General features: G+C 70.9%; 25 protein-coding genes. 1 reads left to right on the top strand and 24 read right to left on the bottom strand.

Features of this window, described 5'->3' with window-relative positions:
• Positions 1-4 precede the first annotated feature (4 nt).
• Genes A6A27_RS35235 through A6A27_RS35175 form a run of 13 tightly spaced genes read right to left on the bottom strand, consistent with a single transcriptional unit; the run spans position 5 to position 9,013 of the window.
• Positions 5-451 (bottom strand): minor capsid protein, encoded by a 447-nt coding sequence (locus tag A6A27_RS35235; RefSeq protein ID WP_073838980.1) that lies wholly within the window; start codon positions 449-451, stop codon positions 5-7.
• Between the two features lies 1 nt (position 452).
• Positions 453-806, bottom strand: coding sequence for a hypothetical protein (locus tag A6A27_RS35230; RefSeq protein ID WP_073838979.1), 354 nt, complete (start codon positions 804-806; stop codon positions 453-455).
• Positions 807-809: 3 nt separating this feature from the next.
• Positions 810-1,157 (bottom strand): hypothetical protein, encoded by a 348-nt coding sequence (locus A6A27_RS35225; RefSeq protein ID WP_073838978.1) that lies wholly within the window; start codon positions 1,155-1,157, stop codon positions 810-812.
• A 3-nt stretch (positions 1,158-1,160) separates the two neighbouring features.
• Positions 1,161-1,529 carry a hypothetical protein gene (locus A6A27_RS35220; protein ID WP_073838977.1) on the bottom strand — a complete coding sequence of 123 codons (369 nt, stop codon included), beginning with the start codon at positions 1,527-1,529 and terminating at the stop codon, positions 1,161-1,163.
• A gap of 57 nt (positions 1,530-1,586) precedes the next feature.
• The gene (locus tag A6A27_RS35215; protein ID WP_073838976.1) at positions 1,587-1,907 is read right to left on the bottom strand and encodes a hypothetical protein; all 321 of its coding nucleotides are present in this window, start codon (positions 1,905-1,907) and stop codon (positions 1,587-1,589) included.
• A complete protein-coding gene (locus A6A27_RS35210) occupies positions 1,907-2,284 on the bottom strand; it encodes a hypothetical protein (RefSeq protein WP_073838975.1) in 378 nt (125 codons plus the stop codon). Before A6A27_RS35210 ends, A6A27_RS35215 begins: the two co-directional genes overlap by 1 nt.
• A gap of 56 nt (positions 2,285-2,340) precedes the next feature.
• Positions 2,341-3,201, bottom strand: a complete 861-nt coding sequence (locus A6A27_RS35205) for a phage major capsid protein (RefSeq protein ID WP_073838974.1) — start codon at positions 3,199-3,201, stop codon at positions 2,341-2,343.
• A 37-nt stretch (positions 3,202-3,238) separates the two neighbouring features.
• Positions 3,239-4,042, bottom strand: coding sequence for a hypothetical protein (locus A6A27_RS46525; RefSeq protein WP_241825619.1), 804 nt, complete (start codon positions 4,040-4,042; stop codon positions 3,239-3,241).
• A 60-nt stretch (positions 4,043-4,102) separates the two neighbouring features.
• Positions 4,103-5,227 carry a phage minor capsid protein gene (locus A6A27_RS35195; protein ID WP_073838973.1) on the bottom strand — a complete coding sequence of 375 codons (1,125 nt, stop codon included), beginning with the start codon at positions 5,225-5,227 and terminating at the stop codon, positions 4,103-4,105.
• Between the two features lie 6 nt (positions 5,228-5,233).
• A complete protein-coding gene (locus A6A27_RS35190; RefSeq protein ID WP_073838972.1) occupies positions 5,234-6,868 on the bottom strand; it encodes a phage portal protein in 1,635 nt (544 codons plus the stop codon).
• Between the two features lie 41 nt (positions 6,869-6,909).
• On the bottom strand, positions 6,910-7,215 hold the full coding sequence (locus tag A6A27_RS35185) for a hypothetical protein (protein ID WP_073838971.1): 306 nt from the start codon (positions 7,213-7,215) through the stop codon (positions 6,910-6,912).
• A gap of 14 nt (positions 7,216-7,229) precedes the next feature.
• On the bottom strand, positions 7,230-8,528 hold the full coding sequence (locus A6A27_RS35180) for a PBSX family phage terminase large subunit (RefSeq protein WP_073838970.1): 1,299 nt from the start codon (positions 8,526-8,528) through the stop codon (positions 7,230-7,232).
• Complete coding sequence (locus A6A27_RS35175) at positions 8,528-9,013, bottom strand: helix-turn-helix domain containing protein (RefSeq protein WP_073838969.1); 486 nt, start codon at positions 9,011-9,013, stop codon at positions 8,528-8,530. The genes A6A27_RS35180 and A6A27_RS35175 overlap by 1 nt, the downstream gene beginning before the upstream one ends.
• A gap of 76 nt (positions 9,014-9,089) precedes the next feature.
• Between A6A27_RS35175 and A6A27_RS35170 the strand changes: the two genes are divergently transcribed.
• Positions 9,090-9,278, top strand: coding sequence for a hypothetical protein (locus A6A27_RS35170; protein ID WP_073838968.1), 189 nt, complete (start codon positions 9,090-9,092; stop codon positions 9,276-9,278).
• 64 nt (positions 9,279-9,342) lie between these two features.
• On the opposite strand, the gene A6A27_RS35165 is transcribed toward A6A27_RS35170, so the two are convergent.
• The 11 genes from A6A27_RS35165 to A6A27_RS35115 all read right to left on the bottom strand — a co-directional run bounded on the left by A6A27_RS35165 (position 9,343) and on the right by A6A27_RS35115 (position 13,704).
• Positions 9,343-10,083 carry a DNA-methyltransferase gene (locus A6A27_RS35165; RefSeq protein ID WP_143194327.1) on the bottom strand — a complete coding sequence of 247 codons (741 nt, stop codon included), beginning with the start codon at positions 10,081-10,083 and terminating at the stop codon, positions 9,343-9,345.
• A gap of 166 nt (positions 10,084-10,249) precedes the next feature.
• The gene (locus tag A6A27_RS35160; RefSeq protein WP_073839184.1) at positions 10,250-10,543 is read right to left on the bottom strand and encodes a hypothetical protein; all 294 of its coding nucleotides are present in this window, start codon (positions 10,541-10,543) and stop codon (positions 10,250-10,252) included.
• A gap of 59 nt (positions 10,544-10,602) precedes the next feature.
• A complete protein-coding gene (locus tag A6A27_RS35155; protein ID WP_073838967.1) occupies positions 10,603-10,893 on the bottom strand; it encodes a hypothetical protein in 291 nt (96 codons plus the stop codon).
• A gap of 132 nt (positions 10,894-11,025) precedes the next feature.
• On the bottom strand, positions 11,026-11,283 hold the full coding sequence (locus A6A27_RS35150; RefSeq protein ID WP_073838966.1) for a hypothetical protein: 258 nt from the start codon (positions 11,281-11,283) through the stop codon (positions 11,026-11,028).
• A 67-nt stretch (positions 11,284-11,350) separates the two neighbouring features.
• On the bottom strand, positions 11,351-11,638 hold the full coding sequence (locus tag A6A27_RS35145) for a hypothetical protein (RefSeq protein ID WP_073838965.1): 288 nt from the start codon (positions 11,636-11,638) through the stop codon (positions 11,351-11,353).
• Positions 11,639-11,653: 15 nt separating this feature from the next.
• A complete protein-coding gene (locus A6A27_RS35140; protein ID WP_073838964.1) occupies positions 11,654-11,965 on the bottom strand; it encodes a helix-turn-helix domain-containing protein in 312 nt (103 codons plus the stop codon).
• Positions 11,962-12,651 carry a hypothetical protein gene (locus tag A6A27_RS35135; protein WP_073838963.1) on the bottom strand — a complete coding sequence of 230 codons (690 nt, stop codon included), beginning with the start codon at positions 12,649-12,651 and terminating at the stop codon, positions 11,962-11,964. Before A6A27_RS35135 ends, A6A27_RS35140 begins: the two co-directional genes overlap by 4 nt.
• Positions 12,652-12,665: 14 nt before the next feature.
• Positions 12,666-12,917, bottom strand: a complete 252-nt coding sequence (locus tag A6A27_RS45370; RefSeq protein ID WP_073838962.1) for a hypothetical protein — start codon at positions 12,915-12,917, stop codon at positions 12,666-12,668.
• A gap of 9 nt (positions 12,918-12,926) precedes the next feature.
• Complete coding sequence (locus A6A27_RS35125) at positions 12,927-13,238, bottom strand: DUF4031 domain-containing protein (protein WP_073838961.1); 312 nt, start codon at positions 13,236-13,238, stop codon at positions 12,927-12,929.
• Positions 13,235-13,420 carry a hypothetical protein gene (locus tag A6A27_RS35120; RefSeq protein WP_073838960.1) on the bottom strand — a complete coding sequence of 62 codons (186 nt, stop codon included), beginning with the start codon at positions 13,418-13,420 and terminating at the stop codon, positions 13,235-13,237. The genes A6A27_RS35125 and A6A27_RS35120 overlap by 4 nt, the downstream gene beginning before the upstream one ends.
• Positions 13,417-13,704: a hypothetical protein gene (locus A6A27_RS35115; RefSeq protein ID WP_073838959.1), complete on the bottom strand. Its 288-nt coding sequence runs from the start codon at positions 13,702-13,704 to the stop codon at positions 13,417-13,419. Before A6A27_RS35115 ends, A6A27_RS35120 begins: the two co-directional genes overlap by 4 nt.

The raw sequence follows: 13,704 nt of genomic DNA, 5'->3' as shown, positions 1-13,704 counted from the left end.
GACGTCAGATCGTGCGGTGCTGGGTTGGCCTCATGGCCTCGAAGTAGTAGTTGTGCGACGCCTCCCACCGGCCGTTGCTGTCGGCGCCGAGGGCGGCGTACGACTGCCGGTAGACCTGGACGATGGGGATGCCAGACCAGGTAAGCCCGGTGGCGGAGTCGAGCAGGTCGAAGAGGCCGTCGCCCAGGTCTTCAACGACGCGCGGGTCCTGGGTGCCGCGCAGGCGGATCTGCACCCCTTGGGTCACATCGGCCTCGCCCGGAGTGCTGGCCACGGGGTACGGGGCGAGGGTGATGAGCCGGTCGGGGTTGGGCGGGATGCCCCGGATGATGATGCCGACCTCGGTGGCCTGGTAGCTGCCGGTCGGCCGCCACGCGGCGATGCCGGCGGCGGCGATGTGCTCGGCGAGGCCGGTCAGGAGTCGGGAGGTCCAGCCGTCACCTGTGGCCACGTCAGCCTCCCAGCGCCTGCTGGATGGGCGCGGCGGCCAGCTCCAGCATCGTGTCTCGCTCGTTGTGCATGGGGTCTTCGAGGTACTTCGCTTTGCGGCCCTCGTCGTGCCGCCAGGTCATCTCCTCGTGCTGCCTGACCGCGTACTCGGTGTCGTAGGAGACGGCGGCGGTCAGGGCGCTCTCGTCGACGGAGGCGACGCCGGAGCGCTCCAGGGTGGCCTCCTCGATGGGCACCTCGGTGCGGGAAACCGTGAGGAGGTGCTCGGCGGCGAGGAGCAGGCCGTCAGGTTCTGCGCCCTCGATGATGGCGATGATCTCCGGGCCGTTCCATTCCACATCGACGTCGTCGGCCATGGGCTACTCCAGGGAGAGCTCCAGGTGCTCGGGGAGGCCGAGCCCGTGATCGTCTAGGTACGAGGTGGCCAGCACGCGGGTGACCCGGTCGCTCCAGGGCAGCGTGACCCGGGAGCCTGGCGGGGCGACAGTGTCTGGCGGCGCGGCCACTGTCGTGCCGGAGACGACCTCGCCGCCCTCGGCGTCCTGGGTTTGGGCCACGACGCGGCGGGTGGTGTCGTCGACGACGCACGGGCCCACGTCGACGGGGGCGGCGTACACGTCGCCGTATCCGCCGGAGCCGGTGAGTGCCTCCACCTGGATGGTCTTCGGCTCTGGGATGTACAGCTCCACGAACTCGGCCCAGTTCACGGCTCACCTGCTCTGCGGGCCGTGGCCGGTCAGGCCAGCGGACTGGAGGATGTCCCAGGCCTGCTCCCACAGGGAGCCGATCTTCACCGGCTTGTCATCCTTGGCGGACGCCTGGACGGCCAACCGGCCGATGCTGAAGCCGCCCCGCCGGGTGCCGCCGCTACCGGTGATGTCGCCCTGGTCGAGGTTCGCGGCGACCTGCTCCAGCGTCGCCTCCCGCAGCGCGGTCACGACGTCGGGAGCCTCCGGGTCGTAGACCGTGCACAGCAGCGCCCGGTCCACGTCACGGGACGCGCGGTCGAGCAGCTGCTGCGCGTTGACGGGCGTGCGGCCAAGCTTCTCGTTGAGCTGGACGACGGTCGCGTACGCCACCGGTTCCTCCCCGGGTTGGGCGGGGGTGGCCGGCCCTGATCCGGCCACCCCCACGACTCACTCGGACTTGCCGAAACGTTCGATCAGGTCGTCCTTGGTCAGCGCCTCGGCGTCGTCCGGGGTCATCCGCCGCGACTCGTCCGGGTGGTTGACCGCCCAGCCGACCCACTCGGCCTTGGACGCCGACTTCGCTGGCGGCTTCGGCTCCGGCGGCGGCCCATCGCCCTCCACCGGCTCGACGTACGGCGACCCGTCCTCGTTGACCCGGCGCAGGTAGCCCTTGGTGAGCTGCTCGGCGATGTCGTCGTGCAGCGGCAGGTCCATCTTGATGACGACGGACCCGCCTCCTCCCTGCACGAAGATGTGCTCCCGCTCCATCAGGCGGTCCGAGGCACGCGGAACGCGGTGATGGAGCCGGCGACGAAGCCGGCCGCGATGTCGACGAGCATGGACCCGTCGGACTGGATGAACCGCCCGGACTCGAGCGGGCCGATCCACTGGGTGGCGCCGTTGGCCACGGGGACGACCAGGTCGCCGAGGCTGCCTGCGGCGGCCGGCGGGTTCGGGCCCGCCTTGATCGTGACGTTGCCGCCGGTCGCGCCGGCGACGATGCGGAGGACGGTCTCCTCCGGTTCGGCCTTCGCGATGCTGTGACCGTTGCCGGCGCCGGCGTTGGTCGGGACCGCCGTCGCTGCGGTGTCCGCGAGGCTCCCGTTCGGTACGAGGTTGCTGTACGCAACCGCTGTGCGCGCCATGAGGCGTCCTTCCTGTCAGGTCCTGCTGGTCAGGTGGTTGGCTGGCCGGGGACCGGTCAGGCCGGGTCGATGTAGGCGACGGCCAGGCACTCCGGGCGGACGAGCTTCGCGCCGTAGAGGGTCAGGCCCTTGATGGCGTCGCTGAAGCTGGACTCGGGCCGGTATGCCTCGGTCTTGGAGATCTGCTCGGCGAAGCTGATCGCCATGTTCGTGCCGGCGATGATCGCCTGGGTGTCGCCGGACGGCACCGGGACGTTGTTGGACTCCAGGATGTCGAAGCCGGCGGCCCGGCCGACCTGGCCGTTGCGCAGCGCGCCCGGGTCCGCGGACTCGCTGGCCTTGATGAACCGGCCGTCGAGCAGCAGCGACGCGTGCAGCTCCGGGGACACGACCACGAACCGGCCGGCGGTCGGCACGTTGGCCTTGGTCAGCCGGGTGCGCAGCGGCACGAGGATCTTGTCGTACGCGTCGGTCGGGGCGGTGAAGGTGTTGATCGGCGCGCCCGTGCTGCCGATGACGTTGGCCGCCGCGGTGTTGGTGTAGAAGTTCGCCACGTACTGGTCGATGACGTCGGCGACCGCGTACGCGGCCTCGTTCATCGCCTGCGGCATGACGTCGCCCTTGGCCTGCCGCTTGTCGACGTCGTCCACCTTGAAGGCGAAGTACTTCGACTGGTCGACGACCATGGTCCGCTGGGCGTCGGTCAGCTCCTCCGGGACGATGTTGGTCTGGTTGGGCACGTAGTTGCCCACGCTCGGCCGGGACACCGAGGTGATGCGCACGGTGTCGCCGGCCTCCACGATCTCGCCCTCGTAGTCGCGGTTGACCACGGTCGGACCCGCGTAGACGAGGGCCTTGCGGAGGGCGACCAGGAGCATCGCCGACCAGATTTCCGGCCGGAAACGAGTGATTGCCATGGTGTGCGTGTCCTTTCCGGCCGGGATCCGGCGCGGGTCAGAGGAGGTGCTTGAGCTTGCCCTCGCTCATCGCCTGGGCGATCTGCTCGGGCGTCATCTGCGCGAGCTGCGCTTCGGTGATGGGCGTGTTGCCGGGCTGGCCGCCGGGGAACTCGCCACCGCTGGTCGGCGGCGGTGTCGGGGGCTGCGGCGGGGTGGGCGGTGTCGCCGGCTGTGCCATCCACGGGTTCTGCGCGGCGATGCCCTGGATGGTCCAGGCCAGGCGCTGCGTGTAGTCCGGGGCGGCCGGGTCCAGCTGCGCGGCGGCCTGCTGCCAGGCCGTCGAGCCGAGCAGGGCCTGGGCGTTGACGCCCATCTGGGGGGCGACCTGCCAGGCCTGCTGGGACACCGTCGTGGTGCGCAGCTGGGTGTCGCGCTGCGAGACCTGGCCGCGGAGCCGCTCGATCTCGTCCCGCGCGCCCTTGGGTAGGCGGGAGAGGTCGTATCCGCCTTGGCCGTCGTCGCCGGGGATGGGCGGCTGCGGTGCGGGCGGGTGGGGCTGCTGGCCAGCCGGCGGTGTCGGGTAGTGCTGGGGGTACGGCGAGGTGGGCGGCTGGCCCGGCGCCGGCGGCTGCGGCCACACCGGAGGTGTGGGCGGCTGCTGGGGCGGGGTCGGCGGCTGGGTGCCGTACGGGTACGCCGGTGCGGCCGGCTGAGGTGCCGGGGCCGGCTGCGGCGGCGCGGTGGGTGCCGGCGGAGCGGGCGGCGCGGCGGGCGGCGGCTGCTGGCCGGCCTGCCCCGTGGGTGGGGTGGTCGGCTGCTGCGGCGGCCCGGCGGGCGGCTGCTGGGCGGGCTGGGTCACGGACCCCTCCTGGTTCGTTGGTTGGATGGGTGGTGCTGCCCCGCAGGTGCGGGGACGTCTTCAGCGGGCGGTGCCGATCTGCTCGCGGGCAGGCTGCCGGTGCAGCCCGGTCGCGGCGATGTGCTCGCGGATCCGGGCCTGGTAGTCGCGGACCTTCGCGGCGGCGGCCTTGGCCGCGGCCGGGTCGATGGCGGCGGCCTGGCGCAGCTTCCAGGAGCGGACCTGCCGCTCCAGGTAGCGGAGCTGCTGGCGGTTGCGGTCGCCCTCCGGGTCCTCGGTGTTGGTCGGCGCGCGGGTGACCCCGGGCAGGTACGCGGAGAGCGAGTGCCGGCAGTTGGGGTGCATCAGCCCGGCGAGGACCGCCTCGGCGACCGACCCGGCCACATCGACCGTGACCATCTGCCCCGGTCGGGTCGTGTGCTCCAGCTCCAGCTCCCGGCTGCCGCCTACGCCGGTGCGGGTGAGGACCTTGCCCTCCCACGGCCGGCACTTGATGCACTCCTGCGGCGCGTTGGACACGATGACCAGGTCCAGGCCGGCCGCGCCGAGCCGGTCAAGGTGGCCCTCCACGGCCGCCTGAGCGACGGTCGTGCGGGTGGCCATCTCCACGTAGCTGGCGAGTTCCCAGTTACGGCCGGCTCGGTCGGTGAAGCCCGTGATGCCGCGGCTGAGCAGTTGCTCCCATGCCACCTGGGCGGTACGCCGCCGGGTGGCGACGCCGAGCAGGGTGTCCGCGCTGGCCCGGGCCACGACGGTCCGGTAGGTGTCGAGGGACCAGCGGACGATCCGTAGGTGCGTACCGCGCAGGGTGGACACCAGCGACCAGACGAGCCGCTGGATGGCCTCCGACCCGGGCAGCGCCTTGCGGATCGCGGACACCTGCGACGGCACGGCGCTGCCGAGGCGGCCGAGCTCGTCGAGGGCGGCCTGGCCGCCGCGCGCGTGCGCGAGGATGAGCATCTGCTCGACCTCGGCGGCCGACTGGGTGTCGAGGCGGCGGACGATCCGCTCGGCCAGCTCCCGCACCCCGCCGATCGCGGTCAGCTTCTGCAGGGCCCAGTCCGGGGCATCCATGTCGTCGGCGAGCATCCGGGCGATGCCGGCGGCGAGGCGGGTCTCCGCCGCGGTGTACAGCTCGACGAGGACGCGGGCCAGGTCTTCGGCGAGCGGGCGGCTGACGGGCATCTCCGGTCACCCTCCGGACGGCGGCTGCCCCGGGTCGCCGGGGTTGCCAGGCCCGCCGCCGACGCCGGTGAAGGTGCCCGGGTCCTCCACGACGTGGCCGTAGTCCTCCCGGATCCGGGTGACCTCGTCGGCGACCTGGTCGTTGTCCCAGTCTGGGTGCTGCCGGCGGACCTTTTGCTCGATTGAGATGGCCTCGGCGATGTGTAGCTCCCGCAGCTCCCGGGCGAGCGCCTCTGGGTCGACGGAGACGGCCGCGGCCCACTCGATGACGGGCCGTTGCGGCTTGATGCCGGACTTGTACTGGACGGCGTCGACGTACGTCCACGTTTCGAGCAGGTCGGCCAGCTCGGACCGCCAGTAGCGGACCTTCCGGTCGCGGGTGATCAGCGAGCGGCGGTCGCGGGCGGCGATCTCCGTGGCGGTGACGGCCTGGCCGTCGCCCTCCATGCCGAAGGTGGAGACGCTGTAGCCGGCGGCGCCGACGATGGTCGCCTTCAACGCGTCGGCAGTGGAGCGGTGCTCGTCGACGCGGATTTTGAACTGGACCTGCTCCATCTGGACCTTGTCGCCGCGCTCCGAGCCCATGATGTTGACGCCCTCGTACACCTCGCGGTCGAGGTCCACGCTGGCGCCCTGGCCGGGCCCGTTGGACTGGAGGTATTCCTGCGGCACGATCAGCCGCGCCTTGCCCAGATCGACGTCCCGCACCCAGGACGACCAGGTCAGGTCGAGGGCGTCCAAGAGCGGTTCGGTGCCGGCGATGTCGGGGCGGCCGAGGTAGGCGGCATCGGGCACGTTTCGCCACACCCGGTTCGGCCTGACGTTAGGGATGTAGCTGGCGGTGAGCCGGTTGGTACCGGTGTGGATCTCGTTGCCATTGACGAGTCGGTCGTCGGCGAGGTGCTTGGTGGCCGGGTGGTCGGTGAGCGGGACGACCCGGCCGATCTCGTCAACGGTGCCCTCGTACAGCCCGTGAAGGATCTTGCCGGGCTCGTGGCGCTCCAGATGCCGCCACACGGTCTTGCCACGGCGGCCGAGCTCACGCCAGAACGTCACCGCCGCCAGCCGGCCCCACTGCCACTCGGGGACCGCGACATCGGGGTGCACGGCGGTGATCCACGGGTACGCCCGGTCGGAGCCCCACACGATGCGCAGGTAGACGCCACCGAGCGCCGCGCACACCTCAGCTGCCTCCAGGAGGGCGGCGTGGGTGCTGTCACCCCAGAGCAGGTCGAGGCGGGCCTGGGTGACCTCGTCGGTCTGCTCCTCGCCCGGCTCGTCGACCGGGTCTTTGTCGACGGTGATGGTCGGCGGTTCGGAGAAGAGCAGGTCGGCGCTGGCGGTGGCGATGTCGCCGGCAAGGGGCACGTGCAGTCGGGACCGCGGCTGTGACGCGTTCTGCCGCTCGCCCCAAAACCAGCGACGGATCGCCTGCATGGCCCGCTTGGCGGTGGCCTTGAATCCGCCGCCCTCGCTGGCGAAGAAGCCGTACGTGTCGCGGCCACCGCCGTCACTGCCGTAGATGGCGGCAAGCTGGTCGACGTCACCGGTCCACCATGCGGCCCAGGTGGCGTACTGCTGGTTGATGGGCTCGCAGTGCGGCGGCGGCCAGGGAACGGACCCTCCGTCGGGCAGCGGCATCGGTCTGCCCTCCTTCGGGCTGTCCGGTCAGGTGGTTGGGGTCAGACTCGCGGCGGCCAGATCCAGTGGCCCTGCTCGCCGGGCTCGCCCTCGGACCGGGACGTCGCCCAGTAGGTGTCGGTGCCGTCGAGCCGTACCTGGAGGTTGACGGCGCTGCCGCCGAAGGTGCGAACCACCTCGGCCGGGAACGTCTGCCCGGCCTCGGCGCGGTTGCCGACGTGGGCCTGGAATCCCTCGTGACCCGGCCCGCCCGGGCGGTTGGCGAAGTCCTGGCGTCGCCGGTTGATCTGCTCGGCGTCCTGCTCGGTGAGGGTGTAGTGGACGATGCGGCCGATGGTGGGCTGCATGGCGTTCTCCTTCGTCAGGCGGCGATGTGGAGGTCAGCGCGCAGCGTCGGGCGCCACATGCTGCGGGTCGAGTGGACGGCGTACCGCTTCGCGTCGGGTCCGTGGTCGGCGACCTTGAGGGGCTTGTCCTCGCCCTTCTCCGCGGCCTTGTCGTCCCAGCAGTAGCCGAGGGTTTCCCGGATCAGCTCGGGGCAGGACTCGTGGATGTCGAGCAGGTTCAGGGCGTACAGCGAGGAGAGGGTGCGGATGCCGGGTAGGACCTCGTTGTCGGCGACCATGCTCGGCATGCCGTCGTGGTGCAGCTGGACGCGGAAGCCGGTCGCCGAGGGGTCGACGACGATCCGCTCCGGGCTGACGCCGGTCAGGTTGGTGGTGGGTATTGGCACGGTGGTCAGCCACTGCCGCAGTTCCCTCGAGTATTCGGCGTCGGACAGCTGGCGGCGCTTCTGCGCGGAGTCCCAGCGCCACTCGCGGGTGATGTGGAGCTTCCGGTCGACGCCCAGGCCGACGACGACGGCGTGCAGCGGGTTGCGGGTGCCGTGGTCGATCCCCATGGAGATCCACCGGGTAATGACCGGCAGGTCGGGGACGACGTGGCGGTCCTCGTCGAACATGTCGTAGATGGCGCCCTCGGCGGGCACCCACAGGCCTTGGATGTACCGCTTGAAGAACAGGCCCACGTACTGCCGCTTCAGAGACTCGACGAAGTCCGGGGAGAGGTGCGGGTTGTCGTCGAGAGTGAAGCTGAACCGGTGGAGGTCGACCGGGTCTGAGGCGTGGCCGGTCGAGATGGTCCCGTCGTGGCCGACCCAGAGGGCGGACCGGTCGAGCCAGTTCCGCTTGAGCCAGTGGACGGGGCCGGCCGGGTTGCAGGTCCCGAAGAACTGGGCGCCCGGGACGCTGAGGCGGGTGCCGAGCATGTCCCAGAACGGCTCCGGCCAGGTGGCGATCTCGTCGCCGTACGCGCCGGCCAGGGTGAGGCCTTGGATCTTCTCGACGGCGCGAGCGTCGTTGGCTCCGGCGGTGTAGATGCGGCGGCCGAACAGGTGCAGCTCGCCGGCTCCGGCGAGGTAGCGGCAGCGCTTGGTGCCGACCATCTCGATGATCGGGTCGATGACGTTGCGCTTCAGCGACCGCTCCGTCTTGCCGATCATGGCGAGGTTGCCGCCCGGGCCCTGCCTGGCGTACTTCTGCCACCGCAGGATCGAGGCCACGGTCTTGCTGCTCCGGACCGCGCCCTCCCAGATGTTGAACCGGGCCGTGGACAGCCTGACCGACTGCTTGGCCTTCCCGGTCAGGGGCTTGTACGTCATCAGTCGTCGCCGTCTTCGGTCATGTGCTCCAGCCAGGCGTCCACGCCCGAGGTGGCGACGTCGGCCCGGTCGTGCTCGGAGATCTTCAGCGCGGTCTGCAGGAGCGCCTGGACGCTGGTGGCGATGGCCCGCTTGTCGGCGAACGGCGGCTCGGGGTGCGTCTGCTCGTTGTAGTCGTTCTCCTTGCCACCGAAGTTGAAGACCTTGGCTTCGGAGAACATCTGGCCAAGCAGCTTCTCGGCAGCGACCAGGGCCTGCTCCTCGATGCGTGCCCGGCGGGTGGCGGCGTCGGCCTTGCGTGCCTCGGTGGCGGCCGCGGTCCGGGCACCACCGCGCTGGAAGGACAGGCCCAGTTCTGCGGCGATGGCGGAGACGCGCTTCTGGTGGATGCCGGTCTCGCGGGAGATCGCGTTGCGGCCCTTGCCTTCGGCGTGCAGCTCGGCGACGAGGCGCCGCTCGTCCTCGGTGAAGGGGGCCATGCCCATGCGGTCACCTCACAGGCGGCTCACCTCGCCAGGTCGGGGGGCGGGCGTGTCGGTTCAGCCCGCTACGGTCGATGCCATGAGTGAGAGCACGCCGAAGGGCGTCACGGTCAAGGTCCCCGTGAACACGACGGTCAACGAGGTCAGGCACGACGGTGCCAACACGATCGACGTGGCGGACGGACACCTTCACGTCAAGAAGACCGGGCCGCTGAAGACGGTTGCGATCTACGCGCCGGGCAAGTGGCTGAGCGCCGTCGTCGAGTAGTGGGGTGTGCGGGCAGGCCGGCCACCACAGCAGCCTGCCCGCCATCCCCCGCCCCGCAAGGCCCTCAGGAAGCGGAGAACCGCAACGCCTCCGCCTCAGCCAGGCGATCTCTCGCTGTCGCCGCATAGTGAGCCGTCATCTCAACACCGACGAACGAGTAGCCAGACTCGATCGCGGCCACGCCGGTCGACCCGGACCCCGCAAAGGGGTCAAGAACGACTCCGCCGGGCGGACAGACCTTGATCAGATCACTGAGCAGGTCGACGGGCTTCTGGGTGATGTGCTTGCGCGACTTGCCTCTCGGCTGGCTCGCGCTGTAGAGCCCGGGCAGGTAGACCGGGTTGCGGGTGGCGTCGACCGGCCCGTTCGATCCCCAGAGCAGGTACTCGCACTCGGCCTTGAAGCCACCGACGCGCGGGCGGCTGATCGGCTTGTGCCACGGGATGATGCCGCGCCACAACCAGCCACCGGCCTGCAGGGCGTCGGATGTGGCGGGTAGTTGCCGCCAGTCGGTGAAGACCAGCAGGCTCGCCCCAGGCCGGGACGCGCGCAGGCACTCGGCGAGAATCAGCGCGAGCCAGGCGGTGTAGCCGCGCTGGTCGCGGTTGTCGCCGGCGAAGTCGGCGAGCTGGTGGGCGGCGTCGCCGGACACGTATTTGTCCCGGGCGGTGACCTTCGTCCGGTCGGACTGGGTCCGGCCGCCCGAGTTGTAGGGCGGGTCCGTTAGGACCAGGTCGACGTGGTCATCGGGCAGAGTGGGCAGGATGGCGAGCGCGTCGCCTTCGTGCAGGGTCCAGTGCGGCACGGGATCTCCCGTCGTCCGCGGGGGTCAGGACCTCCGGGGGTGCCTGGCCGCTGATACCCCCCGGTTGTGTCAGCGGCCAGGACGCAAAAAAGCCCGAGAGCTGTGGCTCTACGGGCTGTGGACACACTCCGCCTGTCGGTGAATGTGTGATGCGATCTTCGCTCGGTCAGGCGGCCGGCGTCAACTCGGCGCGCTGTGTGCCGCGTCGCGCTGGCCCACCCTGCTCCTCGACGGTCTTACGGGTGATGGCCTCGACGGTGGCGGCCTGGTCGTCCCGGTACCAGGTGGTGCCACGGCCCCGTCCCGGCAGGTGATGGCCGGGGAGTAGGCCGTGGAGCGTGTCGCCGGGCTGGCGGGAGCGGCGGGCCCAGTCGCGTACCCGGTCGGCGGTGATGTCCGAGCCGCGGGTGTGGGCGATCTGCGCGGCGGTGCCCCAGTAGTGGCCGCGCAGCCAGATCAGGGGTACGTCGCCGAGGCAGCGGCCGGCGGCGTCGAGCCTGGACCGGCAGTGGCGGCAAATCACTCGGGCCGCCAGGGGCCAGGCTCGTACTCGGCGAAGGGTCCGCCGTCCTCGGCGGGGATCATGTCGCGGATGCGGCTCTGGCGACCGGCGCGGGCGGCAGCGAGCTGGTCGAGCTTGGCCTGAAGGTGAGGTGGCAGTTGTCCGCCGCCAGCCGCGCGGATCCGGTCGAGCGCGGCGTTGACCCGATCGGCGGTGACCACGGCGCCCTGCGGGATTCCTGCGTCGAGCATCTCGGCGGGGGTAAGCGGGTTGGGTTCGCCGGCTAGGACCCGGATCGGTTCGGCCATGGCTCGATTCTCCCTCACGGAGGCGAATCCGTAGCGTCCTAGGCTGCTACCAGCCTCGTTACACCATAAGTGTCATTCTTGGGCGCGTTACCTGAGTGCTGGCTGTGAATGGTTGCCCTTGGGCGGTGCCAATCAGTCGTCGTCGCCTATTCCGTGGATCTTCCGGAGGAAGTCCGGCGGCGCTTCGTTCAGCTCGAACGCGAAGATGAAGGCGAGCATCTCGCGGAGGTGGACGCAGGTCGAGCAGCTCGCGCAGTTGCGCTCGTGGGCCTGGGCTAACTCGCGGATGGTCGCAGCGAGGTAGCCCATGGCGTATGCGCTGCGGGCTACCTTCGGCTGTTCGGCGATGCGCTGGCGGTACTGCTCGACGAGTTCGGGGTCGGGTTGCATGGGTCCGAGGATAGGTCGGCAGGCGGCCCGTGACGCGAGGTGGATTCACGCCACGGGCCACCGGCAGTTAGCCCGCGACCGGCTCATAGGTCGCCTCGAAGACGTCGGGGCGGCACGGGTACATCTCGCCCTTCACGCCTCGGATGATCCAGTCGCCGGTGTAGACCAGCACCCAGGTGGAGTGCAGCACGTCAAAGATCTGCGCGGTCGCCTCGGGATCGTCGCTGTTGGCGCGGTCCTGCTCGTCCATCACGGCGAAGTGGCCTGCCGCGAAGCGGTAGAGGTCGCCGGAGTTCTCGCCGGTCCACTGCATGGCCTGGATCTCGACGGGCTTCTTGCGGAAGGTGCTCAGCATGGTGCTCTCCTTCGGTCAGCGGCTCGCGCCGCACTCGTTGCAGGTGAATCCAGCGGGCGGGGATCCGAGGCAGGCGTCACAGTGCGCCGGTTCGGTGAGGCTCCAGGGCTCGACGCCGAAGACGCGGGCGAGCGCGGCCATGTCGTCAGCGTCCAGGCGGCGATCTCCGTCCTCCAGCCGTCGGAGCCCGAGAATGGGAATCGGACGGCCGACGTCGGCGAGCCGCTTGACCAGCTCGGTGTACGTCATGCCCTTCTGCTTGCGCAGGCGGGCGACCGATCGCGCCACCTGGCTGGACAGCGGGCCGGGTGAGATGCGCTTCGTCATGCGGCGGTTCCTTCCGTGGGTTGGGTCGGTGCGGCCCCCGCGACCGCGCCGAGGACGACGTGCCGGAGCCAGATGTGCGCCACTCCCTCGACCGCCCCGTCCATCCCGCACGGGCAGCCCTGGCCGACGCACAGGCACGGGTTGTCCGTCCGGGCACACACGACGGTCCACGCCTCCTGCGGGCCGGCCTGCTGGACGTACAGCGTCCGGTGATCGCACGCCGGGCAGGCGATCCCGGGCAACGGCTCCCGGTCAGGCGGCAGGTCGAGCCAGTCACGGCTACGGATCAGCGCGTCTTCGTCCTGGAGGTGCTTGGCCATGAGCCGCGCCGTGCCGGGCAGCATCTGCGGGATGGCGTCGCGGATCCGGGCGAGCCCGCCGGTCTGCGGGATGCCGAACATGCGGGCGATGCCGTCGAGACGATGGTGGGCGGTCTCTTGGCGGGTGCGCCAGGTGATGTTCCGGGCGGGCGGCTCTTCGGTCGTGAGGGTGGCGCTGACGGGGTCGGCGTGGCTGCCGGTGGCGTGGCGGCTGCCGTAGGTGGGGGCGCGGAGGATCGGGGCGGCGGGCAACTGCTCGGCCCAGACGTTGCGGGCGGCTTCCTCGCGGGCCAGCTCGGCGAGGCGTTCCCGGGCCGCCCGGAGGGACCAGGCGGCGGCCAGGGCGTGGAGGTGGTGCGGGCTCACGTTGGTGGTGCTCCTCAGGCGATCAGGGCTCGGCGGATGAAGCGGTGGAGGCGGATGACCTCCGGTACGGGGCGCGGCCGACGCTCGACGGCGAGGACGGCGCGGATCGGGGCGGCTGGGTACAGCCAGCGGCGGTGCGGGTCGTTGGGGTCGCGGTATCGGGGGATGCCGCGGGCGGCGCACCAGTCGGGGACGCGGCGCCGGTCGCGGCCGATGAGGGTGGCGACTTGGCCGCGGGTGAGTAGCTCGGTGTCGGGGTCGATCATCGGGGCTCCTCAGGCGGTGGTGCGGGCGGCAGCTTCGCGGCGAGCCTTGGTGATCTCAGCCCACGTCCGGAGGTCGATCGGCTGCGCGCCGGCGGCGATGGCTTCGGTGCGCTTGGAGTCGGTTACGTCGTAGTGCCAGTGGACGCACGGCATGGTGCTGTGGCACTTCCGCTTGCAGGTCTGGAACCACTCAGGCCGCAGACCGAGCCGGGCAGCGAAGGCGTTCAGCTCCTCCACGGTGTCAGCGGTCAGGTGGGACCAGCGGCCGTTGATCCGGTTGACCCGGGCGGGGATGCGGGCGTTGTCGACGTAAACGCTCATCGGGGCCTCCGGGTGAGCAGGTAGGCGACGAGCAGGTACTGGCCGAGGAACACCGCGGCGACCGCTTCGACGACGGCCATCTGTGGGTCCCAGTGGATGTCGAGGGCGGCGGAGAGGCCGAGGATGGCGGCGGCGAGGGTCACGTAGGCGGCGCTGGCGGCGAGCAGGAGGCGGCGGATCACAGGTACGCCCCGGACGGCTCGACGGTGACAACCGGCCCCTTCCACCCGCTGGCCGGGTGGAAGCTCCATGTGGTGCGGTGCTCGTCGCCAACCCACTCCTGCACCTCGGTGGCGCGCTCCGGCGACCACCGGTAAAGGCCGTCGGGGCGGGCGCGCATCTGCCGCACGGCGACCTGAGCGGCAGCGAGGGAGCCGTACACGCCGAGGATGGTCAGGGTCTCCTCGTAGTCCTGGACGGGGTCGACGGCGATGTAGACGCGGGTGGAGTGCGGGGTTGCGGCCAC

Source organism: Micromonospora sp. CB01531, from assembly GCF_001905095.1.
GTDB lineage: Bacteria > Actinomycetota > Actinomycetes > Mycobacteriales > Micromonosporaceae > Micromonospora.
The sequence above is the reverse complement of the archived record's forward strand: the minus strand, read 5'-3'. Positions and strand labels throughout refer to the sequence as shown.